Below are 25,258 nucleotides of genomic sequence, written 5' to 3'. Positions count from 1 at the left end.
GCCGGAGAGGACAGCGTAATCGCCGGGCGGCCCCCGGAAGTAAGCCCGTGCGCCGCCCGCTGCGTCATGGCTGTGTCACAACACGATGCGTCGGGGAACGGGCACGTGCGGTCACCGCGGCGGCCGTGCGCCCGCCGCGCCCCCGTACCCCGTGCGCGCCCTCACCCCGGCAGCCGGATTGGCTCCCCACGCCGGGGGAAGATGCGGGATCATGTCAGGCATGACCGAGGTGTCCTCGCTCACAGGGCGGCTGCTCGTGGCAACGCCCGCCCTGGCGGACCCGAACTTCGAGCGTGCGGTGGTGCTCCTTCTCGACCACGACGAGGAGGGCTCCCTCGGTGTCGTCCTCAACCGCCCCACCCCCGTGGACGTGGGCGACATCCTGGAGGGCTGGGCGGCCCTCGCCGGGGAGCCCGGCGTCGTCTTCCAGGGCGGCCCGGTGTCGCTGGACTCGGCACTCGGCGTCGCCGTCGTCCCGGGCGGCGGCGCGGGCGAACGCGCCCCGCTGGGCTGGCGGCGGGTGCACGGGGCGATCGGGCTCGTCGACCTGGAGGCCCCGCCCGAGCTGCTCGCCTCCGCCCTCGGCTCGCTGCGGATCTTCGCCGGGTACGCGGGATGGGGTCCCGGCCAGCTGGAGGACGAACTCGGGGAGGGGGCCTGGTACGTCGTCGAGTCGGAGCCCGGAGACGTCTCCTCGCCGTCGCCGGAGCGGCTGTGGCGCGAGGTGCTGCGCCGCCAGCGCAGCGAACTGGCGATGGTCGCCACCTACCCGGACGACCCGTCGCTCAACTGAAGTCCGTGCGCTTCAGTACCCTTGCCGTATGAGCACTCTCGAGCCCGAGCGCGGCACTGGTACGGGAACCCTCGTAGAGCCGACGCCGCAGGTGTCCCACGGAGACGGCGACCACGAGCGCTTCGCCCACTATGTCCAGAAGGACAAGATCATGGCGAGCGCCCTGGACGGGACGCCCGTCGTCGCGCTGTGCGGCAAGGTGTGGGTGCCGGGCCGCGACCCGAAGAAGTACCCCGTGTGCCCGCTGTGCAAGGAGATCTACGAGTCCATGAGCGGCGGCGGCGACCAGGGCAAGGGCGGCGACAAGAAGTAGGCCCCGCCTCCCGCCGCCCGTCCGGGCCGCCGGGCCGACCTGGGCCCCCGAGTGCGTTTCGCGCACTTCGGGGGCCTTTGTGCTGCCCGGCGTTGCACAGGGTGCGTCCGGCGGTCACAGAGTGGTTGAGACCTCTTGTGGGCCCGTTCGCCGAGTACCTAGCCTCCGGTGTGTTGTGCAGAGCAAAACCGCCATTGCATATGTTGCAACACTCTGACCGGAGGATCGCTCCATGAAGCTCTCCGCAAGAATCCCCGGCCGGCTCGCCGTACTGCTGGCAGCAGCCGTCGTGACCGCCACCGCCTGCGCCCCGCAGACGTCCGGCGACTCCTCCCCGGGCAAGGACGAGAAGACCGGCACGCTGCGCCTGTGGCTCTTCCAGGAGGTCGGCAACAAGCCGAAGGAACGGGTGGTCGAGCAGGTCCTCGCCGGCTTCCGCAAGGCCCACGCGGACACGAGGGTCACCGTCGAGTACATCCCCGTGGAGACCCGCGCCCAGCGGATCAAGGCCGCCTTCAACGACCCGAAGAGCGCCCCCGACGTCATCGAGTACGGCAACACCGACACGGCCGGCTACGTGAAGGACGGCGGACTCGCCGACGTCACCGCGGAGTTCGGCGCCTGGGACGAGGCCAAGGACACCGACCCGACCGCCCGCCGGTCGGTCACCGTGGACGGCAAGGTCTACGGCGCCCCCTACTTCGTCGGCGTCCGCGCCCTGTACTACCGCACCGACGTCTTCAGGCAACTGCACCTCAAGCCGCCCACGACCCTGGCCGGACTGGCCGCCACCGCCCGCAGGGCACGGGCCGCCCGGCCCGGCCTGTACGGCCTGGCCGTCGGCGGCGCCTACACCTACGGCGCCCTGCCCTTCGTCTGGGCCGGCGGCGGCCGGATCGCCACCGAGAAGTCCGGCTCCTACACCTCCGCCATCGACAGCCCCGCGGCACGCAAGGGCATCGAGGCGTACACCTCCCTGTTCGGCGACGACAACTGCCCCGCCGCCAAGTGCGCCGGCATGACCGGCAACGACACCATCACCGCCTTCGCCGCCGGCAAGGCCGCCATGGCGATCGGCGGCGACTTCAGCCACCAGGCCGTCGAAGCCGGCCAGGTCAAGGGCGAGTACGCGGTCGTGCCGCTGCCGGGCGTCCGGCCCGGCTCCGTCGCACCGGCGTTCGCGGGCGGCAACAACATCGGCGTGCTCAGGAGTACCGCGCACCGCACCCTCGCCGTGGACCTGATGAAGCGGCTCACCTCGAAGAAGACCCAGGGCGAGATGTTCGACGCGATGGGCTTCCTGCCCACCTTCAAGGACGTGCGCGACCAGGCCGCCGCGAAGGAGCCGTTCGTCAAGCCGTTCGTCGACACCCTCGCGGCGGGCACCGAGTTCGTCCCGGCCACACCCGCGTGGTCCCAGATCGACTCCTCGCTGGTGCTGCCGACCATGCTCCAGGAGATCGTCAGCGGCAAGAAGGACGTCGAGGCCGCCGCCGGGGACGCGGCGAAGAAGATGAACGACGCGTTCGGCGCCGCCGGATGACCGCTCCGCCCATGAGCCCGGGGGCCGCGCCGCGGTCGCGGGTGCGGGCGCGCCGCGGCTCCCCGCCCCGCACCCCCCGCCCCCTGAAGGGCACCGCCGCCGCCCCCTGGCTGTACCTCGCGCCCGCCCTCGTCGTCCTCGGCGGACTGCTCGTCTACCCCGTCTACCAGCTCGGCCTGATCTCCTTCCTGCGGTACACCCAGGCCCAGGTCAGCGGCGGCGAGCCGACCGCCTTCCGGGGCCTGGGCAACTACGCCGAACTCCTGCGGGACGACCAGTTCTGGCGGGTCCTGCTGGCCACCGTGGTGTTCGCCGCGGCCTGCGTACTCTGCACCCTCGCCGTCGGCTGCGCGCTCGCCGTGCTCCTCACCCGGGTGCGCGCGGTGCCCCGCCTCGCGCTGATGCTCGCCGCCCTCGGCGCCTGGGCCACCCCGGCGGTCACCGGCTCCACGGTCTGGCTGCTGCTCTTCGACGCCGACTTCGGGCCCGTCAACCGGATCCTCGGGCTCGGCGACCACTCCTGGACGTACGGGCGTTCCAGCGCCTTCCTCCTCGTCCTGCTCGAAGTGGTCTGGTGTTCCTTCCCGTTCGTCATGGTCACCGTCTACGCCGGCATCCGCGCCGTGCCCGCCGAAGTGCTGGAGGCCGCCGCGCTGGACGGCGCCTCCCAGTGGCGGATCTGGCGCTCGGTACTGGCCCCGATGCTGCGGCCGATCCTGGTCGTGGTCACCATCCAGTCCGTCATCTGGGACTTCAAGGTGTTCACCCAGATCTACGTCATGACGGGCGGCGGCGGCATCGCGGGCCAGAACCTCGTCCTGAACGTCTACGCCTACCAGAAGGCGTTCGCGTCCTCGCAGTACGGCCTCGGCTCCGCGATCGGCGTGGTGATGCTGCTGATCCTGCTCGCCGTGACCCTGGTCTACCTGCGGCTGCTGCGCCGCCAGGGGGAGGAGCTGTGAACCTCGCGCGCGCGTGGGTGCGCCGTCCGGGACGGCTCGCGGCCGAGGCGTCGGCACTGGCCGTCGCGGTCGTGGTCGCCTTCCCGCTGTACTGGATGGTGCTCAGCGCCTTCAAACCGGCCGGGGAGATCGAGTCGACGAAGCCGCGCCCCTGGACGACGTCCCCCTCGCTGGACTCCTTCCGGCGCGTCTTCCAGCAGCAGGAGTTCGGCCGCTACTTCCTCAACAGCCTGATCGTCGCGGCCACCGTCGTGATCGCCTCCGCGCTGATCGCGTTCCTCGCGGCGACCGCCGTCACCCGCTTCCGCTTCAGGTTCCGCACCACCTTGCTGATCCTGTTCCTGGTGGCCCAGATGGTGCCCGTGGAGGCGCTCACCATCCCGCTGTTCTTCCTGATGCGGGACTTCGGCCAGCTCAACACCCTGGGATCGCTGATCCTGCCCCACATCGCCTTCTCGCTGCCGTTCGCGGTCTGGATGCTCAGGGGGTTCGTGAAGGCCGTACCGGAAGCCCTGGAGGAGGCCGCCTTCATCGACGGCGCGAGCCGTGCGCGGTTCCTGTGGCAGATCCTCTTCCCGCTGGTCTTCCCCGGGCTGGTGGCCACCAGCGTGTTCTCCTTCATCTCGGCCTGGAACGACTTCCTGTTCGCGAAGTCGTTCATCATCAGCGACACCTCCCAGTCGACGCTGCCGATGGCGCTGCTGGTCTTCTACAAACCGGACGATCCCGACTGGGGCGGCGTGATGGCCGCCTCCACGGTGATGACGATCCCGGTCCTGGTCTTCTTCGTACTCGTGCAACGACGACTCGTCTCCGGCCTCGGCGGAGCGGTGAAGGACTGACGTGACTGACGTGAATGACGTGACCCAGGTGACCGAGGCGACCGGCGAGGCGGCGGGTCTGATCCCCCGGCCGGGGCGCATGACGACCGACGAGGAACGGTTCTTCGAACTGGGCCCGGACACCACGGTGTCGGCGGGCGAGGGCACCGCCCGCACCGAACGCTGGCTGCGCGCCACCCTCGGCGCCGCCACCGGGCTGCCGCTCGCCCCCGCACCGGCCGGCGACGGCGCCCTGCGGCTGCGCCTGGACGAGGCCGTCACGCGCGACCTCGGCGCCGAGGGCTACCGGCTGACGGTCACCGCGCGGGGCGCCGACCTCGCGGGCGGCGGCCCGGCCGGCCTGTTCTGGGGCGCCCAGACGCTGCGTCAGCTCCTCGGCCCGGCCGCCTTCCGGCGCGCCCCGCTGCCCGGCGCACGGTGGAGGCTGCCGCTGACCGGGATCGAGGACACCCCGCGCTTTCGCTGGCGCGGCCTGATGCTGGACGTCGCCCGGCACTTCATGCCCAAGGACGGCGTCCTGCGCTACCTCGACCTGATGGCGGCCCACAAACTCAACGTCCTGCACTTCCACCTGACGGACGACCAGGGCTGGCGCGTCGAGATCAAGCGGTACCCGAAGCTGACCGGGACCGGCTCCTGGCGCCCGCGGACGAAGTTCGGCCACCGCGCCTCCCCGCTGTGGGAGGACAAGCCGCACGGCGGCCACTACACCCAGGACGACATCCGCGAGATCGTCGCCTACGCCGCCGAGCGGCACATCACCGTGGTCCCCGAGGTGGACGTGCCCGGGCACTCGCAGGCCGCCATCGCCGCCTACCCGGAACTCGGCAACACCGACGTCGTCGACACCACCGCCCTCGGCGTCTGGGACGACTGGGGCGTCAGCAGGAACGTCCTCGCCCCCACCGACGCCACCCTCCGCTTCTACGAGGGTGTCCTCGAAGAACTGCTCGAACTCTTCCCCGCCGACGCGGCCCCGTTCTCCGGCTTCTTCCACATCGGCGGCGACGAGTGCCCCAAGGAGCAGTGGCGCGCCTCGGTCACCGCGCAGGCCCGCATCAAGGAACTCGGACTGGCCGGTGAGGAGGAGCTCCAGTCCTGGTTCATCCGCCACTTCGACACGTGGCTCACCGCGCGCGGGCGCCGGCTCATCGGCTGGGACGAGATCCTGGAGGGCGGTCTCGCCGAGGGCGCCGCCGTCGCCTCCTGGCGCGGCTACGCGGGCGGGACCGCCGCCGCACGCGCCGGTCACGACGTCGTCATGTGCCCCGAGCAGCACGTGTACCTGGACCACCGGCAGGACGCGGGCGCCGACGAACCCGTGCCGATCGGCTTCGTCCGCACCCTGGAGGACGTCTACCGGTTCGAGCCGGTTCCGCCCGGCCTGGAGGCCGCCCACGTCCCCCATGTCCTGGGCACCCAGGCCAACGTGTGGACCGAGGTGATGGAGAACCCCGCGCGCGTGGACTACCAGACCTTCCCCCGGCTGGCCGCCTTCGCCGAGGTCGCCTGGAGCGACCTGCCCCCCTCACCGGAACGGGACTTCGCCGGCTTCGAGCGGCGGATGACCGCCCACTACCGGCGCCTGGACGCCCTGGGCGTCGGCTACCGCCCGCCCGCCGGACCGCACCCCTGGCAGCGCAGGCCCGGCGTCCTGGGACGCCCCATCGACGGCCCGCCGCCGGTCAGGTAGCGGCGCGGGAGCCGTACGGGCCGCGGGGACGCGGGCGGCCGGGCGGCGGGTTCCGCGCCCGCGTCCCGCCGTCCTGGGCGGTCACCCGCGGCCCGGACCGGGCCGGTCACCGGCCACCCGCCGGCCGGGCCGGTGTCCCGCGGTCCGGCCAGGGCGCCCCCGCCGCCCTGGCCGGACCGCGCCCTGTCTCGAACTGGTAGCGGAAAAAGCCCGCAAGAGTCAGCGAACAGCGCTAATTCGCTCGCACCGGTGATCCCGTGTCAAAAGGGACCATGTCCCCGATGAGGTGGGCGAATGCCTCCCGGCGGACCCGTGTCCGCGAGCCCTGCGAAGATGTGCCAGAGTTGCCACGTCCGCCCTGTCAGGCCGTACCGTACGGCAGCACGGGTGGGACCAGTGGGGCAGCGGGAAGGGGCAGCCGGTTTGACCACGCACGCACCACAGGCGGCGCAGGCCGTCACGCTGCCCACGACGCTGGACGAGGCGGTGGCGGCACTCACCGCCATGCCCGCCGCCGTACCCGTGGCGGGCGGCACCGACCTCATGGCCGCCGTCAACTCCGGGCAGCTCAGGCCCGCCGCGCTGGTCGGCCTCGGCCGGATCAGCGAGATCCGCGGCTGGCAGTACCAGGACGGGCACGCGCTGCTCGGCGCGGGCCTCACGCACGCGCGCATGGGCCGCCCCGACTTCGCCGCCCTGATCCCGGCGCTGGCCGCCGCCGCGCGCGCCGCCGGCCCGCCGCACATCCGCAACGCCGGGACCCTGGGCGGCAACATCGCCTCGGCCGCCCCCACCGGGGACGCGCTGCCGGTGCTGGCCGCGCTGGAGGCCACCCTGATCGTCGCGGGCCCGGGCGGGGCCCGCCGCGAGGTCCCGGTCTCCCACCTGCTGGCCGGCGTGGAGATGCTCCGCGGCGGCGAACTCATCGGCTACGTGCGGCTGCCGCTGCTGCACGCCCCCCAGGTCTTCCTGAAGGCGACCGGCCGCACCGGACCCGGCCGCGCGGTCGCCTCCGTGGCGCTCGTCCTCGACCCGGCCCGGCGCGGCGTGCGCTGCGCGGTCGGTGCCATAGCGCCGATGCCGCTCAGGCCGCTGGAGGCCGAGCAGTGGGTGGCCCGGCTCATCGACTGGGACAACAACCGCGCGATCGTCCCCGAGGCGCTGGACGCCTTCGGCGAGTACGTGGCCGCGGCCTGCATCCCCGATCCCGTCCCGGCGGAGGACGGCTCGGTGCAGCAGCTTCCGCCCGCCGTACTGCACCTGCGGCGCACCGTCGCCGCGCTGGCCCGACGAGCACTGGGGAGGGCGCTGTCGTGACCGACGACCAGCACGGACAGGGCGCGCCCCACGGCGGCGGCCGCTGGGACCCGTTGCCGCAGGGCGACTACGACGACGGCGCGACCGCGTTCGTGAAGCTGCCCGAGGGCGGCATCGACGCCCTCCTGGCCGCCGACAGCCCGCTCGCCGCGCCGGGACACGGCTACGTGCCGCCGCAGATAACGGTCACGTCCGCCCCGGCCGAGGCCACCGACCCGGCGGCGACGGGCAGCTGGGCCGTGCCCGGCGTGCCGGCCGCGCCCGCGCAGGGCGCCGGGTGGCCCGACCCGAACGCGGTGCCGCGGCGGGGCGACGAGGAGCCGGGGACGGGTGCGGGCGAGGGGTTCACCTACCGGCCCGAGGCGACCCAGCAGTGGAACTTCCAGGAGATGCAGGGGCATCAGGAGGCCCCTGGACACCAGGAGACCCCGGCCCATCAGGGTTTCCCCGGGCACCAGCGGATCCCCGGCCACCAGGAGATCCCCGGACATGGGGAGACCGACGGGCACCAGGAGGTTCCCGGGCATCCCGGGGGCCGGTCCGGCGGGGCCGCGACCGGGCACGACGTGACCGGTCAGTGGTCGATCCCGGTCGCCGGCGGTGACATCCCGGACGAGTCCGGCGAGTTCACCACGTCGTCGCTGATCGAGCAGTGGGGCGGCACGCCTCCGGCCACCCTCCCCGGCGGCGCCCCCGCCCCGTGGGCCACGGAGACCGCCGGGCACTCGTGGGGCCGGACGGCGCAGGAGCCCGCCCCGGGCGCGTACGAAAGCGACCCGTCCGGCCGGTCCTACGGTGCCGGACTGCCCGCACCGGCCCCCGGACACCCGGCCCCCGGACACCCGGCCCCACAGCATCCGGCTCCCCACCATCCGGACCCCGAACTCCCGGCCGCCGGGCACCCGGTGGACGCCCCCGGGCACCACACCGAGGCCGGGCCCGCGCCCGCGCCGCGGACGGGACCGCAGGCGCCCCCCGGCCCGCCCGAGGAGGCACCGGCGCCCGAGGCGCCCGCCGCGCCCCAGGAACCGTCCGGGCACCAGGAGCCGGCCGGCCGCCAGGCGCCCTCCGAGGACCAGGTGCCTGCCGCGCCCGAGGCGCCCACCGGGCTCGTGACGGACCCGGACCCGGCGCCGGACGCCCCGGGGACCGCGCCCGCCTCCGCGCCCGCCGCCGGAAACCAGCCGGAGGAGGAGCCGCGGGAGCGGCCCGCCGACGCACCGGAGGCCGCGGAGACCGGCGCGGAGCACGCGGAGACCGGCGCAGGGCCCGCAGCGGCCGCCGGCGGCTCCGCCGAGCCGCCCGCCGGGCCCGCACCGGCCGAGGACGCCGCCGCGGAGCCCCGGGCCGCCCAGGAGCCCGCCACGGCCCCGGAGGCCGGCGCAGGGCCCGCGGAGACCGACGCCGGACCCGGCCCGGCCCCCGACGCGGACGCGGCGGCCGACGCGGACGCCGGTCCGCAGGAGCCGCCCGCCCGGCGGGAGACGGCGGCCGAGCCGGACCCGCAGGGCCCGCCCGCCGCGCCGCCGCAGGACGAACACCCCCTCGCCTCCTACGTGCTGCGCGTCAACGGCGTCGACCGGCCCGTCACCGACGCCTGGATCGGCGAGTCGCTGCTGTACGTGCTGCGTGAGCGGCTCGGCCTCGCGGGTGCCAAGGACGGCTGCTCGCAGGGCGAGTGCGGCGCCTGCAACGTGCAGGTGGACGGCCGCCTCGTCGCCTCCTGCCTGGTGCCCGCCGTCACCACCGCGGGCAGCGAGGTCCGCACGGTCGAGGGCCTGGCCACCGACGGGCAGCCCTCGGACGTGCAGCGGGCGCTGGCGCGCTGCGGCGCTGTGCAGTGCGGCTTCTGCGTGCCCGGCATGGCGATGACCGTGCACGACCTGCTGGAGGGCAACCCGGCGCCGACCGAGCGGGAGACCCGGCAGGCCCTGTGCGGCAACCTGTGCCGCTGCTCGGGCTACCAGGGCGTCCTGCGGGCGGTCGGGGAGGTCGTCGCCGAGCGCGAGGCGTCCGCCGCCGAGCACCTGGAGGGCGAGCACGGCGGATCCGGGCAGACCGGGGCCGGGCACGGCGGGGCGGAGCACGAGGAGGCGGGCGCGGGCGAGCCCCGTATCCCGCACCAGGCGGGCCCCGGCGCGGGCGGCGTCCACCCGTCCGCCTTCGGCACGCCCGGCCCGCACGCCCCCCACGAGCCCCCGCCCGCTCCCCACGAACCACCGCACCACCCGCACGACCCCTACGGCCAGGACGGAGGCCAGGCGTGAGCAACGAAGCCACCGCCGCCACCGCTTCCGCTGCGGAGACCGCGCCCGCGTCGCCGGAGCCGCTGCCGCACGGCATCGGTTCCTCGCTGCCGCCCGCCGACGCCCGCGCCAAGACGGAGGGCACCTTCCCCTACGCCGCCGACCTGTGGGCCGAGGGCCTGCTGTGGGCGGCCGTGCTGCGCTCACCGCACCCGCACGCGCGCATCGTGTCCATCGACACCTCCCACGCGCGCGAGATGCCCGGTGTCCGCGCGGTCGTCACCCACGAGGACGTGCCCGGCCGCCCCCTGTACGGCCGGGGCGTGGCCGACCGGCCGGTGTTCGCCTCCGACGTCGTACGCCACCACGGCGAGCCCATCGCCGCCGTCGCCGCCGACCACCCGGACACCGCGCGGATGGCCGCCGCCGCGGTCATCGTCGAGTACGAGGTGCTCGACCCGGTGACCGACCCGGAGCACGCCTTCGAGGCCGAACCCCTGCACCCCGACGGCAACCTGATCCGGCACATCCCGCTGCGCCACGGCGACCCGGAGGCGGCCGGCGAGGTCGTCGTCGAGGGCCTGTACCGCATCGGCCGCCAGGACCCGGCACCCATCGGCGCGGAGGCCGGGCTCGCGGTCCCCCGTCCCGACGGCGGCGTCGAGCTGTACGTGGCCTCCACCGACCCGCACGCCGACCGCGACACCCTCGCCGCCTGCTACGGCCTGGCCCCCGAGCGCGTGAAGATCGTCGTCACCGGCGTGCCGGGCGCGACGGCCGACCGCGAGGACCAGGGCTTCCAGCTCCCGCTGGGCCTGCTGGCACTGCGCACCGGCTGCCCGGTCAAGCTGACGGCGACCCGCGAGGAGTCGTTCCTGGGCCACGTGCACCGGCACCCGACCCTCCTGCGCTACCGCCACCACGCGGACGCCGAGGGCAGGCTGGTGAAGGTCGAGGCGCAGATCCTGCTGGACGCGGGTGCCTACGCCGACACCTCCGGCGAGGCCCTGGCCGCCGCCGTGTCCTTCGCCTGCGGCCCCTACGTCGTCCCGCACGCGTTCATCGAGGGCTGGGCGGTACGCACCAACAACCCGCCCTCGGGCCACGTGCGCGGCGAGGGCGCCCTCCAGGTCTGCGCCGCCTACGAGGCGCAGATGGACAAACTGGCCAGGAAACTCGGCGTCGACCCGGCCGAACTGCGCCTGCGCAACGTGCTGGCGACCGGCGACGTCCTGCCCACCGGGCAGACGGTGACCTGCCCGGCCCCGGTCGCGGAACTGCTCCAGGCCGTCCGGGACCACCCGCTGCCGCCGCTGCCCAAGGACACCCCCGAGGACGAGTGGCTGCTGCCCGGCGGCCCCGAGGGCGCGGGCGACCCGGGCGCGGTGCGCCGGGGCGTGGGCTACGGCCTGGGCATGGTGCACATGCTGGGCGCGGAGGGCGCCGACGAGGTCTCCACGGCCACCGTGAAGGTCCACGACGGCGTCGCGACCGTGCTGTGCGCGGCCGTCGAGACCGGCCAGGGCTTCACCACGCTCGCCCGGCAGATCGTCCAGGAGACGCTGGGCGTCGACGAGGTCCACGTGGCCCCCGTCGACACCGACCAGCCCCCGGCCGGCGCGGGCTGCCGCGGCCGGCACACGTGGGTGTCGGGCGGTGCCGTGGAGCGGGCGGCGAAGATGGTCCGCACCCAGCTCCTGCAGCCCCTGGCGCACAAGTTCGGCATGTCCACCGAACTGCTCCAGATCACCGACGGCAAGATCACCTCCTACGACGGCGTGCTGTCGACCACGGTCACCGAGGCCATGGAGGGCAAGGAGCTGTGGGCGACGGCACAGTGCCGCCCGCACCCCACGGAGCCGCTGGACGAGGCCGGCCAGGGCGACGCCTTCGTGGGCCTCGCCTTCTGCGCCGTCCGCGCGGTGGTGGACGTGGACATCGAACTGGGCTCGGTACGGGTGGTGGAGCTGGCGGTGGCCCAGGACGTGGGCCGGATCCTCAACCCCGCGCAGCTCGCCGCGCGCATCGAGGCGGGCGTCACGCAGGGCGTGGGCATCGCCCTCACGGAGAACCTGCGCACCCCGCGCGGCCTGGTCCGCCACCCCGACCTCACCGGCTACGCGCTGCCGACGGCCCTGGACGCGCCCGACATCCGGATCGTGAAACTGGTCGAGGAACGCGACGTGGTGGCCCCCTTCGGCGCCAAGGCGGTCAGCGCGGTCCCCGTGGTCACCTCGCCGGCGGCGGTCGCCTCGGCGGTGCGCGCCGCCACCGGCCGCCCGGTCAACCGGCTGCCGATCCGCCCGCAGGCCGCGGTCGTCACCGGCCGGTGACCTCCCGTTCCCCGGGCGTTCGCGCAGGCCGGGGGCGTTGTCAGTGGGGCGGCGTAGTGTGCTGGGCAGTGGGGACGACGGTGCCCGCCCGCCGCGTGCGGGCCCGGCCGCGCCCCGCCCCGGACCGGGCCCCGCCCGCGTCAGGGAACCGTTCGGCACGGGGGACACGGGGGACAGATGAGCACGACCGGAACCGCCACCGCGGTGATCACCTCGCCGGGGGCGGGCCCCGGCCCGTACGGGCCGCACACGCCGGCGTGCCGCAGGCCGGCCGGCCCCGGGCTCCCGGCCGACGGCACCCTGCTGACATGCGGGGTGCTGCGCCGCGACGGCCCGCGCGCGGCCGCCGACTTCGCCGGTGACCCCGGCCGCCTCACGGCCGAGCCGCGGGAGCGGCCGGTGCCGGGGCGTGCCGCGAAAGTCGCTCCCCCGGCCTTCGGCCGGCAGGTGCCCCCCACCCCGCGACGCCTGGCACGCGCGCTCGCTGCGCTGCCGGGGCCGTCCGCGTGCGCCCGGTACGAGGACGCCCCTCCGCCTCGCGACCGCCCGCACCGGACGCCGCAGGGTCCGCCCTCCGGGCGGACGGCGCTCCTTTCGAAACACGCGCCGGGCGCTCTCCTGAGCCCGGGCGGCCCGGAGTCCGGGCCGCGGCTGCCGGACGGCGGCACCGGCGAGATCTCCACGACGTACCTCCCGCACGGCCGCCCGGCCCTGATGGACGCCCGCCCGCCGGCGCCGTCCCTGCGGGCGCTGGTCCGGTTCGCGGCGGTCACGGAGGAACTGGCCGGCCTGCGCGGCAGGTTCGCCTCCCGCGCCGGGCGGTACGGCCCGGAGGCGGTCGCCGAGGCGTCCCGCCGGCTCCTCGCGGTGTTCGAGGCCGGCCCGGACGGCCGGGTGCCGCCGTTCTGGAAGGCCGCAGCCCTCGTCCGCCCGCTGGCCCTGACCGCGGGTCCCGGCACGCGCTCGGGCCTCACCCTGGACCTGCCCGCCCGCCTCCTGGAGCGGGAGTTCGGGCCCGGCCGCGTCGCCCGCTTCGAGGACATCGACTTCCCCGCCACGCTCACCCACGGCCCCACCCGCCGTTTCCTGCGCGAGACGGGCCTGCCCGAGGACGGCTCCCTCTTCCGCCTGAACACCGAGGTCCCGCTGCCCACGCTCGCCGAGCACTACGCCGACGAGGACTCCGCGGGAGTCCGGCCCACCCGACTGCCGGTCCCGGCCGGCCGGTTGATACGCCTGGGCCACCTCGTCGAGGGCAACAGCCTGGTGGTCGACGGCGGCACGGGCGCCGTGTGGAACTGGAGCGAGTCCGAGGTCGCGCTCCACCCGCTCAGCACGGACGTCTCCACCCTGGCCTTCACCCTCTGGCTGCTGCACCGCGAGAAGCGGACCGACGCCGGCCCCGGCGGGGAACCCGGCACCGAGGCCTACGACCAGCTCGCGACGTCGATGATCCAGGTCCTCGCCTCGGCCGGCCCGGCGGGAGAAGAGCCCGGCACCGACCGGCACCGGTGGGCAAAGACGTTCCGGGACGGAGCGGGCGGCGTGCTCTGAGGCACACCGCCCGCCGTCTCCCCCGGGGCCGCACGGCCCGGGGGCCGCACCTGGAGGCCGTGGCGGGAATCGAACCCGCGTAAGTCGCTTTGCAGGCGACTCCCTGAACCACTCGGGCACACGGCCGTGCCGGAGAACCGTTCGCTCGTTCCGGACTCCGTGCACCGACCGTAGGCCGGGCCGGGGAGGCGGCTCAAGGAGCCGGCGGGCGCCGCAACGGGACTGCCACACGCCGTTCATGAAAGGGACGGGGAAGGAGGACGCCGTGCGTCCGGTCGTACGACCGAGGTCCCGGGCCGGGACCGACTCCCGACAGGGGTCAAAGCCGCTTGCGGGCCTTACCCTGACGACCATGACCGCCCTCGAACCACGCGACACCGACGTCGCAGGCATCCCTGAGCCACGCACGACGCCCGCCTCACCGGAGGTCGCGGCCGAGGACGCCGGCTCGGTGCTCGGCCGCGCCCACCGGGCACTGAGCATCGGCATCGTCTCCGTCGTCCTCCTGATCGCCTTCGAGGCGACCGCCGTCGGCACCGCGATGCCGGTCGCGGCGCGCGAGCTGGACGGGGTGTCGCTGTACGCGTTCGCGTTCTCGGGGTACTTCACGACCAGCCTGTTCGGGATGGTGCTCGCCGGGCAGTGGTCGGACCGGCGCGGCCCGCTGGGCGCGCTCACCGCCGGCATCGGCGCGTTCGCCGCCGGTCTGCTGCTGGCCGGGACGGCGGGCACGATGTGGGTCTTCATCCTGGGCCGGGCCGTTCAGGGACTCGGCGGCGGACTGGTGATCGTCGCCCTGTACGTCGTCGTCGGACGCGCCTACCCCGAGCGGCTGCGCCCGGCGATCATGGCGGCGTTCGCGGCGGCCTGGGTGGTCCCCTCCATCGTCGGCCCGCTCGCCTCCGGTGCGGTCACCGAGCACCTGGGCTGGCGCTGGGTGTTCATCGGCATCCCCGTGCTGGTGGTCCTCCCGCTGGCGATGGCCCTGCCGCAGATACGGCGGCGGGCGTCCGGCCCGGTGAGGGAGGGCGGCGGCGCGGACACCGCGCCGTCCTCGGCCCGGCGGCGCATCCGGCTCGCCCTCGCCATCTCGCTCGGCGCGGGACTCCTCCAGTACGCGGCCCAGGACCTGCGGTGGGCGGCGCTGCTCCCCGCGGCGGCGGGCGCCGCGCTGCTGGTGCCGGCCGTGCGCGGGCTGCTGCCGCACGGCACGTACCGGGCGGCGCGCGGGCTGCCGTCCGTGGTGCTGCTGCGGGGCGTGGCCGCCGGGTCCTTCATCGCCGCCGAGTCCTTCGTCCCGCTGATGCTCGTCACCCAGCGCGGGCTGTCCCCGACCCTGGCCGGGTTCTCGCTGGCCGCCGGCGGCGGCACCTGGGCCCTGGGCTCGTGGGTGCAGGCCCGGCCGCGCGTGGCACCGCACCGGGAGCGGCTGATGACGCTCGGGATGGTGCTGGTCGCCGCGGCCATCGCCACCGCGCCGAGCGTGCTGATCCACTCCGTGCCGGTGTGGACGGTCGCCGTCGCCTGGGGCTTCGGCTGCTTCGGCATGGGCCTGGTCATCTCCTCCACCAGCGTGCTCCTGCTGCGGCTGTCCGCCCCCGAGGAGGCCGGGGCCAACTCGGCGGCCCTCCAGCTGTCCGACGCCCTCTCCAACGTCCTCCTGCTGGCGGCGGGCGGCGCCGCCTTCGCCGCGCTGGGCGGCGGCACGGTGTCCCGCACGGCGGAGGCCGCGACGAGCGGGTCCGGTGCCCACCCGGCCGCGTTCGCGGCGGTGTTCCTGCCGATGGCGTGCGTGGCGCTGGCGGGGGCGTGGGTCACCGGCCGGCTGCGGACCGGCGAGGGGGACGAGCGGTGACGCGGAGCCCACGCGACCGGTGACGGGGGCCGGCACGGCCGTGCGGCGCCCCGCGGCCCGGATCCCCGTCGCCCGGACGCCGGCGACCGTACCGGTGATCTGTGACCCGCGTCGCACCCGTGCCCGGGGGAGTGTCGTCGGCTCCGGGGACGGGTGAGGACACCGGTAGGGTGGCCCGGTTGTCATACGTAGCCGAGACCGACCCGCACCACGAACCCGGAGACCGTGACTACCGCCCGCCCGTCGCCCGCCACCACCCTCAACGGAGGGCCCTCCGGGCCCACACCCATGTCTGCCAACTCCTCGCACTCGCACCACCTCTCGCCCGCCTTCCCCGGCCGCGCCCCGTGGGGGACCGCCAGCAAGCTGCGTGCCTGGCAGCAGGGCGCCATGGAGAAGTACATCCAGGAGCAGCCGCGCGACTTCCTCGCGGTCGCCACCCCGGGCGCCGGGAAGACCACCTTCGCGCTGACGCTCGCCTCCTGGCTGCTGCACCACCACGTGGTCCAGCAGGTGACCGTGGTCGCACCCACCGAGCACCTGAAGAAGCAGTGGGCCGAGGCCGCCGCGCGCATAGGCATCAAGCTGGACCCCGAGTACAGCGCGGGCCCGCTCGGCCGGGAGTACCACGGCGTCGCCGTGACGTACGCGGGCGTCGGCGTGCGCCCCATGCTGCACCGCAACCGCGTCGAGCAGCGCAAGACCCTCGTCATCCTCGACGAGATCCACCACGCCGGTGACTCCAAGTCGTGGGGCGAGGCCTGCCTGGAGGCGTTCGAGCCCGCCACCCGCCGGCTCGCGCTGACCGGTACGCCGTTCCGCTCGGACACCAACCCCATCCCGTTCGTCACGTACGAGGAGGGCAACGACGGCATCCGCCGCTCGGCCGCCGACTACACCTACGGCTACGGCTCCGCCCTGAGCGACGGCGTCGTCCGCCCGGTCATCTTCCTCTCCTACAGCGGCAACATGCGCTGGCGCACCAAGGCCGGCGACGAGATCGAGGCCAGGCTCGGCGAGCCGATGACCAAGGACGCGGTCAGCCAGGCCTGGCGCACCGCGCTCGACCCGCGCGGCGAGTGGATGCCGGCCGTGCTGCGCGCCGCCGACCAGCGGCTCACCGAGGTCCGCAAGGCCATCCCGGACGCCGGCGCCCTGGTCATCGCCTCCGACCAGGACTCCGCCCGCGCCTACGCCAAACTGATCCGCGAGATCACCGGCAGCGGCCCGACCGTCGTCCTGTCCGACGACACCGGCGCCTCGAAGAAGATCGACGAGTTCAGCGACGGCGACGACCGCTGGATGGTCGCCGTCCGCATGGTCTCCGAGGGCGTCGACGTGCCCCGCCTGGCGGTCGGGGTGTACGCGACGACGATCTCCACCCCGCTGTTCTTCGCACAGGCCGTCGGCCGTTTCGTACGGTCCAGGCGGCGCGGCGAGACCGCCTCCGTCTTCCTGCCGACCATCCCCGACCTGCTCACCTTCGCGGGCGAGATGGAGGTCGAGCGCGACCACGCCCTCGACAAGCCGAAGAAGGAGGGCGAGGAGGACCCCTACGCCGAGTCCGAGAAGGAGATGGACGAGGCGAACAAGGAGCAGGACGAGGACACCGGCGAGCAGGACATGCTGCCCTTCGAGGCGCTGGAGTCCGACGCCGTCTTCGACCGGGTCCTCTACGACGGCGCCGAGTTCGGCATGCAGGCCCACCCCGGCAGCGAGGAGGAGCAGGACTACCTCGGCATCCCCGGCCTGCTGGAGCCCGAGCAGGTGCAGCTGCTGCTCCAGAAGCGGCAGGCGCGGCAGATCGCGCACAGCCGCAAGAAGCCGGACGACGAGGCGGACCTGCTCGAACTGCCCGCCGAGCGGCGGCCGGTGGTCACCCACAAGGAGCTGATGGAGCTGCGCAAGCAGCTCAACACCATGGTCGGCGCCTACGTCCACCAGAGCGGCAAGCCGCACGGCGTGATCCACACCGAGCTGCGCCGCGTGTGCGGCGGCCCGCCGAGCGCGGAGGCCACGGCCGGGCAACTGCGCCAGCGCATCGCCAAGGTGCAGGAGTGGGCGACCCGGATGCGCTGAGGGGCACCGCCCCCGGCGTCCGGGGGCGTGTGAGGACCTTGTGCAGAGGTGTGCGGTACGTATCGGGACGTACGCGAACAGTTCCCGTCGGTCACTGCCCGGATTCTGGACGGAGCCTTCCGCTCAGCGAACCGGCTTCGCTACTGTCCCGCTACGCACACGCCCCGTGGCAGCGCCGCCGCGGAGCGCAGCCGTGAAGCGACTGAGTCCGGGAGCGCCCCGGACCGCCGGCCGATCGGCGGCCTCTGTCGCGCGTCACTGACGGGACTCGGTGACGCACCCGCCGCGAGGAGCGCCGCCGACCTCACCACTGAAGGAGTGGGCGTCGTGACCGCGGAGACATCCCAGACGCTCGACCGGGGACTGAGGGTCCTCAAACTGCTGGCCGACACGGACCACGGGCTGACCGTCACCGAGCTGTCCCAGAGACTGGGCGTGAACCGGACCGTCGTCTACCGGCTCCTGGCCACCCTCGAACAGCACGCGCTGGTCCGCCGCGACCTGGGCGGACGCGCCCGCGTCGGGCTCGGGGTGCTGCGCCTGGGCCGCCAGGTGCACCCCCTGGTGCGCGAGGCGGCGCTGCCCGCGCTGCGCTCCCTGGCCGAGGACATAGGCGCGACGGCGCACCTGACCCTGGTCGACGGCGCGGAGGCGCTCGCGGTCGCCGTCGTCGAGCCCACCTGGACCGACTACCACGTGGCCTACCGGGCGGGTTTCCGCCACTCCCTGGACCGGGGCGCGGCGGGCAAGGCGATCCTCACGGCCCGCCGCCAGCCGGCCGCCGAACCCGGCTACACCCTCACCCACGGTGAACTGGAGGCCGGCGCCTGCGGGGCGGCTGCGCCGTTGCTCGGCGTGAGCGGGGTCGAGGGCAGTGTCGGCGTGGTGATGCTCGCGGACGCCGTGCCCGACCGGGTGGGGCCGAGGGTGGTGGACGCCGCCCGTGAGGTGGCCGAGGCACTCAGGTGACCGTGACACACCGTCGCGTAGATTGAACCCGTGCTCTCTCGCCTCACACGCCCCCAGGCCCTCACCGTCTGCGCGCTGCCCGTCGTGGCTCTGATCGCCACGGCGGCGTTCGCGCCGCTGCCGTTCTCGGTGGCGCAGCCGGGGTCGACGGCGAACGTGCTGGGCACCTTCAAGGGCAACCAGGTGATCACCATCTCGGGTGCGCCCGTCCGGAACACCACGGGCCAGCTGCGGATGGTGACCATCGAGGCGACCGGTCCGGACGCGCACATCTCGCTGGGCGACGTGATCGACGGCTGGTTCGCCACCGACCGCGCCGTCATGCCGCGCGACGCCGTCTACCCGAGCGGTGACAACGTCCGGCAGATCGAGCAGCACAACGCGGCGCAGATGAAGCAGTCGCAGGACGCGGCGACCCAGGCCGCGCTGAAGTACCTCGGCAAGTCCGGCCAGAAGATCGACGTGAAGCTCGACCTCGCCAACGTCGGCGGCCCGAGCGCGGGCCTGCTGCTCTCCCTCGGCATCATCGACAAGCTGCACGGCGCCGGCGCCGGGGCGGACCTCACGGGCGGCCGCACGATCGCGGGCACCGGCACGATCAGTCCCGACGGGACGGTGGGCGCGGTCGGCGGTGTCGCCCTCAAGACGCAGGCCGCGCGGCGGGACGGCGCCACGGTCTTCCTCGTCCCGAAGGACGAGTGCAAGGACGCCGGAGCGGAACTCCCCAAGGGCCTCAGACTGGTCCCGGTGACCACCCTGAAGGGCGCGCTCGGCGCCCTGACCGCCCTGCGCGAGGGCAAGGAATCGGCCGTACCGAGCTGCTAGTGCCGTGGCCGGGTGCCGCGAGCCGGTGAGCCTTTCCGGTCACAGGGCCGAGCCGGGCCTAGGCGGTCACGGCCTTCGCGGCGGCGGGGGAGGCGGTGGCCAGGCGCAGGCCGACCTCGACGAGGGTCCAGCCGAGCCGGCCCCGCAGGTCGCGCGGCCCGCGCCGGCGCCGCTGTCGGCGTACGCCGTCGGCCAGACGGTCGGCCGCGGCCTCGGCGTGGAGTTCGGCGGCAAGGGCGTGGTGCAGGACGAGGTGGGTCTCGGGATGCATCGGGCTGTCCTTCAGGCCGTGTGGGTGGGGAAGAGGTGGGTGTGCACGCGGACCTGCTCGCGCTCCGGGGTGCCCTCGGCCGGGGCCAGGGCCCGGTAGCTCTCGACCAGCGCGTGCATCTTCTCGATGAGGTCGAGGGCGAGGGCGGGGGTGAGGTGCAGGGTCCAGTCGCTCATGTCGGAGGCGCTGGTCCACGCCTCGGACCAGGTGTTCTTGCGGGCGATCCAGGTCGCCAGTTCCCTGGTGTGCTGGTTGGCGATCTCGTGCAGGAAGAGGTCCGCGGCGCCGCGGACCGCCGGGTCGGGGTCCTTGAGCAGTTGCTCGTCGAAGCTCACGCCCCCGTCCGCCGCCTGCCACCAGCGCTCCCTGCCCTTGCCGTGTCCCGGCGCGTCCTCGACGAAGCCGTGGGCGGCGAGCTGGCGCAGGTGGTAGCTGGTGGCACCGCTGGACTCGCCGAGTTTCTCGGCCAGCCGGGAGGCGGTGGCGGGGCCGCCGTGGCGCAGCGCGGTGAGCAGCTGCATCCGCAGCGGATGGGCCAGTCCCCGCAGGGAGCGGGCGTCGAGTCGGCGGACGGCGGGCTGCTGGGGCTTGGTCATGGATGCAAAGATAGCCTTGCAAAGAACGCCTTGCAACTAGTTCTTTGCAATCAGTCCTTGGTGTGGCCGCTACTCCTCCGCCGCCTGCTCCACCAGCGGGATGATCCGCAGCGGCACCGGGTTCTCCATCACGATCGCCGTGGACGCGCGGACGATGCCCTCGATGCCGACCACGCGGTCGATCACGCGCTGGAGGTCGGCGTTGGACCGGGCCACCAGCCGGCACAGCATGTCGCCGGTGCCGGTGGTGGTGTGCAGTTCCAGCACCTCCGGCACGGTCGCCAGGTGGGCGCGCACGCCCGCGCCCTGCCCCTGCCGGATCTGCAGCGTCGCGAAGGCCGTGACCGGATAGCCGAGCGCGGCCGGGTCCACCTCCGGGCCGAAGCCGCGGATGACCCCGCCCGAGCGGAGACGGTCCAGGCGGGCCTGGACCGTCCCGCGCGCCACCCCCAGCCGCCGGGACATCTCCAGCACGCCGATGCGCGGCTCACGCGCCAGCAGCACGATGATGCGGCCGTCCAGATGATCGATCGCCATGAGCCCCGCCTCCCAGGTGGTCATCCTGTACAGACAGCCCGCCGGTGCCGGGCTTTCACTGCTCACTTTGCCCAGTGAATACGCGAACTATTGCGCACCTTGCGGACCCGGGTGACGCTTCCGCTATGACGCAGACCACACAGCACACTCCCGACGAGACCGCACGGCAGGCCGACCCCTTCCCGGTCAAGGGAATGGACGCGGTCGTCTTCGCCGTGGGCAACGCCAAGCAGGCGGCGCACTACTACTCCACCGCCTTCGGCATGCAGCTGGTCGCCTACTCCGGACCGGAGAACGGCAGCCGCGAGACCGCGAGCTACGTCCTGGAGAGCGGTTCCGCCCGCTTCGTGTTCACCTCGGTGATCAAGCCCGCCACCACCTGGGGCCACTTCCTCGCCCAGCACGTGGCCGAGCACGGCGACGGCGTCGTCGACCTCGCCATCGAGGTCCCGGACGCGCGCGCCGCGTACGCCTACGCCGTCGAGCACGGCGCCCGCTCCGTGGCCGAGCCGTACGAGCTGAAGGACGAGCACGGCACCGTCGTCCTCGCCGCGATCGCCACCTACGGCGAGACCCGTCACACCCTGGTCGAGCGCACCGGCTACGACGGCCCGTACCTGCCGGGCTTCACGGCCGCCGCCCCCATGGTCGAGCCGCCCGCCCAGCGCTCCTTCCAGGCGGTCGACCACTGCGTCGGCAACGTCGAACTCGGCCGCATGAACGAGTGGGTGGAGTTCTACAACAAGGTCATGGGCTTCACGAACATGAAGGAGTTCGTGGGCGACGACATCGCGACCGAGTACAGCGCCCTGATGTCGAAGGTCGTGGCCGACGGCACCCTCAAGGTGAAGTTCCCGATCAACGAGCCCGCGATCGCCAAGAAGAAGTCCCAGATCGACGAGTACCTGGAGTTCTACGGCGGCGCCGGCGTCCAGCACATCGCGCTGAACACCAACGACATCGTGCACACGGTCCGCCAGATGAGCGCCGCCGGCGTCCAGTTCCTGGACACTCCGGACTCGTACTACGACACCCTCGGCGAGTGGGTCGGCGACACCCGGGTGCCCATCGACACCCTGCGCGAGCTGAAGATCCTCGCCGACCGCGACGAGGACGGCTACCTGCTGCAGATCTTCACCAAGCCGGTCCAGGACCGCCCGACGGTGTTCTTCGAGATCATCGAGCGGCACGGCTCCATGGGCTTCGGAAAGGGCAACTTCAAGGCCCTGTTCGAGGCGATCGAGCGCGAGCAGGAGCGCCGCGGCAACCTCTGATCCGCGCTCCCGCCGGGACGGGCCGCCCGTCAGGCCGTAGGCTGCCGCCCATGGCCAGGATCAACGACGTGGGCGGCACGGTCGGCTTCGGCCCGGTCGACACCACCGACGACCCCGCGCCCTTCCACGCGGACTGGGAGGCGCGGGTCGTCGGCCTCCTCAACGCCCTGCGCGCGGAAGGGCTGTTCAACACCAACGAGTTCCGGGACGCCATCGAATCGATGCCGCCCACCGAGTACCTCACCACCTCGTACTACGAGCGCTGGTTCGAGGCCATCCGCATCCTGCTGGAACGCAAGGGTGTGCTGAGCCCGGGAGAACTCGATGCCGTCTGACCGCTTCGCCCCCGGCACCCGGGTGCGCACCTTCCCGCACGACCCGCCGCACCACACCCGCCTGCCGCGCTACGCCCGCGGCAAACAGGGCGTCGTGGTCGAACCCGAGGGGCGGGCCCCGCTCGCCGACGTCAGCGCGCAGGGCCGCGCGGACGCGCCCGTCGAGCAGGTCTACGCCGTCCGCTTCGCCGCCCGCGACCTGTGGGGCGAGGGCGACCACCACGTCGTCCTGGATCTGTGGGAGAGCTACCTGAGCGGTACGGAGGAGCAGCACGATGAGCGGTGACCACGCCGACGCGGCGATCGCCCGGCGGGTACGGCGCCTGGAGGCCCTGCTGGAGGAGAAAGGGGTGCTCTCCGGTGCCCGCCTCGACGAGATCATCGACGCCTCCCTCACCGGCGCCTCCCCGGCGAACGGCGCCCGCGTCGTGGCCCGCGCCTGGACCGACCCCGCCTACAGGGCGAGGCTGCTGGCCGACGGCACCGCCGCCGTCCGTGAACTCGGCTACATGGAAGGCTCCTACCAGCGGCTGAGGGTGGTGGAGAACACCGAGACGACCCACAACGTCATCGTCTGCACCCTCTGCTCCTGCTATCCGCTGCGGCTGCTCGGGCCGTCCCCGAGCTGGTACAAGTCGGAGGCCTACCGCTCCCGGGTGGTGCGTGAACCGCGGGCCGTACTGGCCGAGTTCGGCACGGAACTGCCGGACGGCACGGACATCACCGTGTGGGACTCCAGCGCGGAGACCCGGTACATGGTGCTGCCCCGGCGGCCCGCCGGCACGGAAGGCCTCGACGAGGAGCGACTGGCGGCCCTGGTCACCCGCAACGCCCTCATCGGGACCGCGACGCTGTGAGCCGGGTCCCCGCCGCGGCCTGCGGGGACCGTGTTCCGGCCCACGGGGACCTTGTCCCGGCCCACGGGGAGCGGGCCGCGGGCTCCTGACGCCGTGCCGCCGCCTGCCGGGAGCGTGGCGCCGCCCCCACGGGCACCGCGTCGCCGTCTACCGCGGCCGCGCCGCGGGCTCCTGGGGGATCGAGGCGGTGAACTCCGCCGCCACGCTCACCCCCTCCGGCGCCTCGGCGGGCACCGGTTCGCCCAGCTCGTCCAGGGCCTCGACGGCGTCCGGGGCCCACAGCGGCGAGAACCAGGGGTTGGTGCGCAGCGCCTGCGCCAGCTGCCGGCGCGCGGACCCGGACAGCCCGAGGTCCTGCTCGACCATCGCGCGGTGGTACTCGTACAGCGCGTAGCGCACCCCGCCGCCCTGCTTCTCGTCCGTCGCCGCCGTGGCGAACTTCAGCGCCTCCTGGTCCTGCCCGTCGCGGTGCAGCGCCCAGCCCAGCGCGTCGGCCACGGCGGTCGAGGGCTGCCGCTGCCACTCGGCGCGCAGCCGCCGCACCGCCTCGCCGGTGTCGCCGTGGTCCGCCTCCAGCCGGCCGAGGACCAAGTCGTCGTCGATCCCGGCCGCCGCGTCCTGGGCGGCCCGCTCGCGCACCCGGTCGTACCGGGCCTCGGCCTCCTCCTCCCGCCCCAGCGACTCGTACAGCTCACCGAGTTCCAGCAGGTGCTCCGGGCGCGGCCGGGTGCCGAGCGCCAGGCCGTAGGCCCGTACGGCCTCCTCGGGACGGCCCAGCGAGGCCAGCGTGCGGGCCTGCCCGGCGCGGGCGTCGCGCAGCGCGGGATCCAGGCGCAGGGCCGCCGCGAAGTGGCGCAGCGCCTCGTCCAGGGCGCCGCGCTCCCACGCGTAGCGCCCGGCCTGCTCCAGGTACGCGGCCCGCTCCACGGGCGCCGTCGCGGCCGCCGCCGCGTCCGCCACCTGCGCCTCGGCGTCCTCACGCCAGCCGCGGTCCCGGTAGACGGCCGCCGCCCGGGCCCGCGAGGCGGGGGAGTGGTCCAGCCTCAGCAGCTCGTCCAGGGAGTGCGCGACCGCCTTGTGGTCGCCGGTCCCCGTACAGGCCTCGATCAGCAGGGCGTACGCCCTCGCCCGCTTCGGCGCCGCCTTCACCGCCGCCTCGGCCCAGGTGCGCGCCGCCGGGAAGTCCTGCCGCTGGACGGCCAGCGCCGCGAGCGCGGCCGACGCGTCCGCGTTGCGCTCCGGGCTCAGCCGCAGCGAGGTTTGCAGCGCCCGGTCGGCGGCCGGGAGGTCCGCCGGGTCCGCCGTGCGCCGCCCCCGCTCGACGTACGCCGCCCCCAGCACCGCCCACGCCCGCGCGTCCCGCGGATGCGCCCGCACCCAGCGCTCCCGGTCGGCGATCAGCTCCGTCAGGCCGGGCAGCGCCGCCGGCACCCCGGCCGTCACGGCACTCAGCGCCACCGCCTTCCCGGGCGGCCCGGGAGCGGCCGGGACCCGGGGCGCGGCCGGCTGTCCCCGGCCCGGCAGTGCCGAGCGGACCGCGCCGAGCGCGCCGCCGAGCACGACCAGCGCGACGAGCAGCCCCAGCAGGAGCCGCCGCGGGGGGCGGCGCCGCGGCGCGGGTGCCGTCTCGGGCTGCGGGGACGTGGCCGGACACCGCACAGGCTTCTCCATGGCGCACACTGTGCGCCGCCGCACCGGCCCGGCCCGCGCACGACCCGGCGCCCGCGCCCCACCGCCACCCACCGGACGGAACCGACCCCCACCGGGCGGGCGACACCCCGGCGGACGTTCCGCCCGTGCCGGCCGGCAGCCCGGCGCGCCCGCCCGTTCGCCTGGCCGGCCCCCGCCCGTCCGGCAGGACCCGATCCGCCCGGGCGCCCGCCCGGCCGGCCCCGATCCCCTCCGGTGGCCGGGCGGATCCCCCGGTTGCCGGATCCGGTCCGTGCCGGGGCCCGGCGGCCGGGGCCGACGCCCATCAGCGGCCGCGGGGCGAAACCCGGCGGGCCGAAGCCGCTCTCCGCCGCGCGCCGGACCAGCCTCCCCACCGCCCGCCAGGCCCCCCCG

The 25,258-nt window shown here is 74.5% G+C and carries 22 protein-coding genes and 1 tRNA gene; 18 read left to right on the top strand and 5 right to left on the bottom strand.

Going from position 1 to position 25,258, the window contains the following annotated elements:
• Positions 1-220: 220 nt before the first annotated feature.
• The 10 genes from IG64_RS31790 (at position 221) to IG64_RS31745 (ending at position 13,596) form a co-directional block, all read left to right on the top strand.
• Positions 221-793 carry a YqgE/AlgH family protein gene (locus tag IG64_RS31790; protein ID WP_037862529.1) on the top strand — a complete coding sequence of 191 codons (573 nt, stop codon included), beginning with the start codon at positions 221-223 and terminating at the stop codon, positions 791-793.
• Positions 794-821: 28 nt separating this feature from the next.
• Positions 822-1,106: a DUF3039 domain-containing protein gene (locus IG64_RS31785; protein ID WP_026252153.1), complete on the top strand. Its 285-nt coding sequence runs from the start codon at positions 822-824 to the stop codon at positions 1,104-1,106.
• 232 nt (positions 1,107-1,338) lie between these two features.
• Entirely contained in the window at positions 1,339-2,649 is a 1,311-nt protein-coding gene (locus tag IG64_RS31780) for an extracellular solute-binding protein (protein WP_037862526.1), read from the top strand.
• An 11-nt stretch (positions 2,650-2,660) separates the two neighbouring features.
• On the top strand, positions 2,661-3,611 hold the full coding sequence (locus IG64_RS31775) for a carbohydrate ABC transporter permease (RefSeq protein WP_051813555.1): 951 nt from the start codon (positions 2,661-2,663) through the stop codon (positions 3,609-3,611).
• Positions 3,608-4,453 (top strand): carbohydrate ABC transporter permease, encoded by an 846-nt coding sequence (locus IG64_RS31770; RefSeq protein WP_037862517.1) that lies wholly within the window; start codon positions 3,608-3,610, stop codon positions 4,451-4,453. The genes IG64_RS31775 and IG64_RS31770 overlap by 4 nt, the downstream gene beginning before the upstream one ends.
• A 1-nt stretch (position 4,454) precedes the next feature.
• On the top strand, positions 4,455-6,146 hold the full coding sequence (locus IG64_RS31765; protein ID WP_078884337.1) for a beta-N-acetylhexosaminidase: 1,692 nt from the start codon (positions 4,455-4,457) through the stop codon (positions 6,144-6,146).
• A 423-nt stretch (positions 6,147-6,569) separates the two neighbouring features.
• A complete protein-coding gene (locus tag IG64_RS31760; protein ID WP_037862516.1) occupies positions 6,570-7,463 on the top strand; it encodes an FAD binding domain-containing protein in 894 nt (297 codons plus the stop codon).
• Positions 7,460-9,730, top strand: coding sequence for a 2Fe-2S iron-sulfur cluster-binding protein (locus IG64_RS31755; protein WP_037862514.1), 2,271 nt, complete (start codon positions 7,460-7,462; stop codon positions 9,728-9,730). The genes IG64_RS31760 and IG64_RS31755 overlap by 4 nt, the downstream gene beginning before the upstream one ends.
• Positions 9,727-12,042 carry a xanthine dehydrogenase family protein molybdopterin-binding subunit gene (locus tag IG64_RS31750; protein ID WP_037862513.1) on the top strand — a complete coding sequence of 772 codons (2,316 nt, stop codon included), beginning with the start codon at positions 9,727-9,729 and terminating at the stop codon, positions 12,040-12,042. Before IG64_RS31755 ends, IG64_RS31750 begins: the two co-directional genes overlap by 4 nt.
• Before the next feature lie 177 nt (positions 12,043-12,219).
• Positions 12,220-13,596 carry an SUKH-4 family immunity protein gene (locus IG64_RS31745; protein WP_107474416.1) on the top strand — a complete coding sequence of 459 codons (1,377 nt, stop codon included), beginning with the start codon at positions 12,220-12,222 and terminating at the stop codon, positions 13,594-13,596.
• Between the two features lie 51 nt (positions 13,597-13,647).
• Here the strand turns inward: IG64_RS31745 and IG64_RS31740 are convergent.
• Positions 13,648-13,722 (bottom strand) — tRNA-Cys (locus IG64_RS31740).
• Positions 13,723-13,948: 226 nt separating this feature from the next.
• On the opposite strand from IG64_RS31740, the gene IG64_RS31735 reads away from it, so the two are divergent.
• The 4 genes from IG64_RS31735 to IG64_RS31720 all read left to right on the top strand — a co-directional run bounded on the left by IG64_RS31735 (position 13,949) and on the right by IG64_RS31720 (position 19,324).
• Positions 13,949-15,451, top strand: coding sequence for an MFS transporter (locus IG64_RS31735; protein ID WP_037862510.1), 1,503 nt, complete (start codon positions 13,949-13,951; stop codon positions 15,449-15,451).
• A gap of 288 nt (positions 15,452-15,739) precedes the next feature.
• Positions 15,740-17,530, top strand: a complete 1,791-nt coding sequence (locus tag IG64_RS31730; RefSeq protein ID WP_037862507.1) for a DEAD/DEAH box helicase — start codon at positions 15,740-15,742, stop codon at positions 17,528-17,530.
• 327 nt (positions 17,531-17,857) lie between these two features.
• Positions 17,858-18,499, top strand: a complete 642-nt coding sequence (locus tag IG64_RS31725; RefSeq protein ID WP_037862647.1) for an IclR family transcriptional regulator — start codon at positions 17,858-17,860, stop codon at positions 18,497-18,499.
• Positions 18,500-18,529: 30 nt separating this feature from the next.
• On the top strand, positions 18,530-19,324 hold the full coding sequence (locus IG64_RS31720) for a S16 family serine protease (RefSeq protein WP_037862504.1): 795 nt from the start codon (positions 18,530-18,532) through the stop codon (positions 19,322-19,324).
• A 58-nt stretch (positions 19,325-19,382) separates the two neighbouring features.
• Here IG64_RS31720 and IG64_RS31715 read toward each other — a convergent pair whose 3' ends face one another.
• The 3 genes from IG64_RS31715 to IG64_RS31705 form a co-directional block, all read right to left on the bottom strand.
• Complete coding sequence (locus IG64_RS31715; RefSeq protein WP_037862503.1) at positions 19,383-19,595, bottom strand: hypothetical protein; 213 nt, start codon at positions 19,593-19,595, stop codon at positions 19,383-19,385.
• Between the two features lie 11 nt (positions 19,596-19,606).
• Positions 19,607-20,191, bottom strand: a complete 585-nt coding sequence (locus tag IG64_RS31710) for a winged helix-turn-helix domain-containing protein (RefSeq protein ID WP_037862501.1) — start codon at positions 20,189-20,191, stop codon at positions 19,607-19,609.
• 69 nt (positions 20,192-20,260) lie between these two features.
• Positions 20,261-20,728, bottom strand: coding sequence for an Lrp/AsnC family transcriptional regulator (locus IG64_RS31705; protein WP_037862645.1), 468 nt, complete (start codon positions 20,726-20,728; stop codon positions 20,261-20,263).
• A 125-nt stretch (positions 20,729-20,853) separates the two neighbouring features.
• Between IG64_RS31705 and hppD the strand changes: the two genes are divergently transcribed.
• From hppD to nthA, 4 genes are read left to right on the top strand one after another with little or no spacing between them, the layout of a single operon-like run.
• Positions 20,854-22,002: a 4-hydroxyphenylpyruvate dioxygenase gene (hppD, locus tag IG64_RS31700; RefSeq protein ID WP_037862499.1), complete on the top strand. Its 1,149-nt coding sequence runs from the start codon at positions 20,854-20,856 to the stop codon at positions 22,000-22,002.
• Between the two features lie 50 nt (positions 22,003-22,052).
• The gene (locus IG64_RS42935) at positions 22,053-22,337 is read left to right on the top strand and encodes an SH3-like domain-containing protein (protein WP_037862498.1); all 285 of its coding nucleotides are present in this window, start codon (positions 22,053-22,055) and stop codon (positions 22,335-22,337) included.
• Entirely contained in the window at positions 22,327-22,623 is a 297-nt protein-coding gene (locus tag IG64_RS42930) for an SH3-like domain-containing protein (RefSeq protein WP_037862496.1), read from the top strand. The genes IG64_RS42935 and IG64_RS42930 overlap by 11 nt, the downstream gene beginning before the upstream one ends.
• Positions 22,613-23,194: a nitrile hydratase subunit alpha gene (nthA, locus tag IG64_RS31685; RefSeq protein ID WP_037862494.1), complete on the top strand. Its 582-nt coding sequence runs from the start codon at positions 22,613-22,615 to the stop codon at positions 23,192-23,194. Before IG64_RS42930 ends, nthA begins: the two co-directional genes overlap by 11 nt.
• Positions 23,195-23,341: 147 nt before the next feature.
• On the opposite strand, the gene IG64_RS31680 is transcribed toward nthA, so the two are convergent.
• Positions 23,342-24,865: a tetratricopeptide repeat protein gene (locus IG64_RS31680; protein ID WP_051813554.1), complete on the bottom strand. Its 1,524-nt coding sequence runs from the start codon at positions 24,863-24,865 to the stop codon at positions 23,342-23,344.
• Positions 24,866-25,258 lie beyond the last annotated feature (393 nt).

The organism is Streptomyces sp. NRRL S-340 (assembly GCF_000720185.1).
Taxonomy (GTDB): Bacteria; Actinomycetota; Actinomycetes; order Streptomycetales; family Streptomycetaceae; genus Streptomyces.
This window is presented reverse-complemented; position numbering and strand designations above follow the sequence as displayed.

Coding starts and splice junctions, on each gene's coding strand:
- nthA (WP_037862494.1), top strand. CDS start 22,613: ATGAGCGGTGACCACGCCGACGCGGCGATCGCCCGGCGGGTACGGCGC.
- IG64_RS31745 (WP_107474416.1), top strand. CDS start 12,220: ATGAGCACGACCGGAACCGCCACCGCGGTGATCACCTCGCCGGGGGCG.
- IG64_RS31775 (WP_051813555.1), top strand. CDS start 2,661: ATGAGCCCGGGGGCCGCGCCGCGGTCGCGGGTGCGGGCGCGCCGCGGC.
- IG64_RS31730 (WP_037862507.1), top strand. CDS start 15,740: ATGTCTGCCAACTCCTCGCACTCGCACCACCTCTCGCCCGCCTTCCCC.
- IG64_RS31785 (WP_026252153.1), top strand. CDS start 822: ATGAGCACTCTCGAGCCCGAGCGCGGCACTGGTACGGGAACCCTCGTA.
- IG64_RS31790 (WP_037862529.1), top strand. CDS start 221: ATGACCGAGGTGTCCTCGCTCACAGGGCGGCTGCTCGTGGCAACGCCC.
- IG64_RS31735 (WP_037862510.1), top strand. CDS start 13,949: ATGACCGCCCTCGAACCACGCGACACCGACGTCGCAGGCATCCCTGAG.
- hppD (WP_037862499.1), top strand. CDS start 20,854: ATGACGCAGACCACACAGCACACTCCCGACGAGACCGCACGGCAGGCC.
- IG64_RS31710 (WP_037862501.1), bottom strand. CDS start 20,191: ATGACCAAGCCCCAGCAGCCCGCCGTCCGCCGACTCGACGCCCGCTCC.
- IG64_RS42930 (WP_037862496.1), top strand. CDS start 22,327: ATGCCGTCTGACCGCTTCGCCCCCGGCACCCGGGTGCGCACCTTCCCG.
- IG64_RS31680 (WP_051813554.1), bottom strand. CDS start 24,865: ATGGAGAAGCCTGTGCGGTGTCCGGCCACGTCCCCGCAGCCCGAGACG.
- IG64_RS31715 (WP_037862503.1), bottom strand. CDS start 19,595: ATGCATCCCGAGACCCACCTCGTCCTGCACCACGCCCTTGCCGCCGAA.
- IG64_RS31705 (WP_037862645.1), bottom strand. CDS start 20,728: ATGGCGATCGATCATCTGGACGGCCGCATCATCGTGCTGCTGGCGCGT.
- IG64_RS31780 (WP_037862526.1), top strand. CDS start 1,339: ATGAAGCTCTCCGCAAGAATCCCCGGCCGGCTCGCCGTACTGCTGGCA.
- IG64_RS42935 (WP_037862498.1), top strand. CDS start 22,053: ATGGCCAGGATCAACGACGTGGGCGGCACGGTCGGCTTCGGCCCGGTC.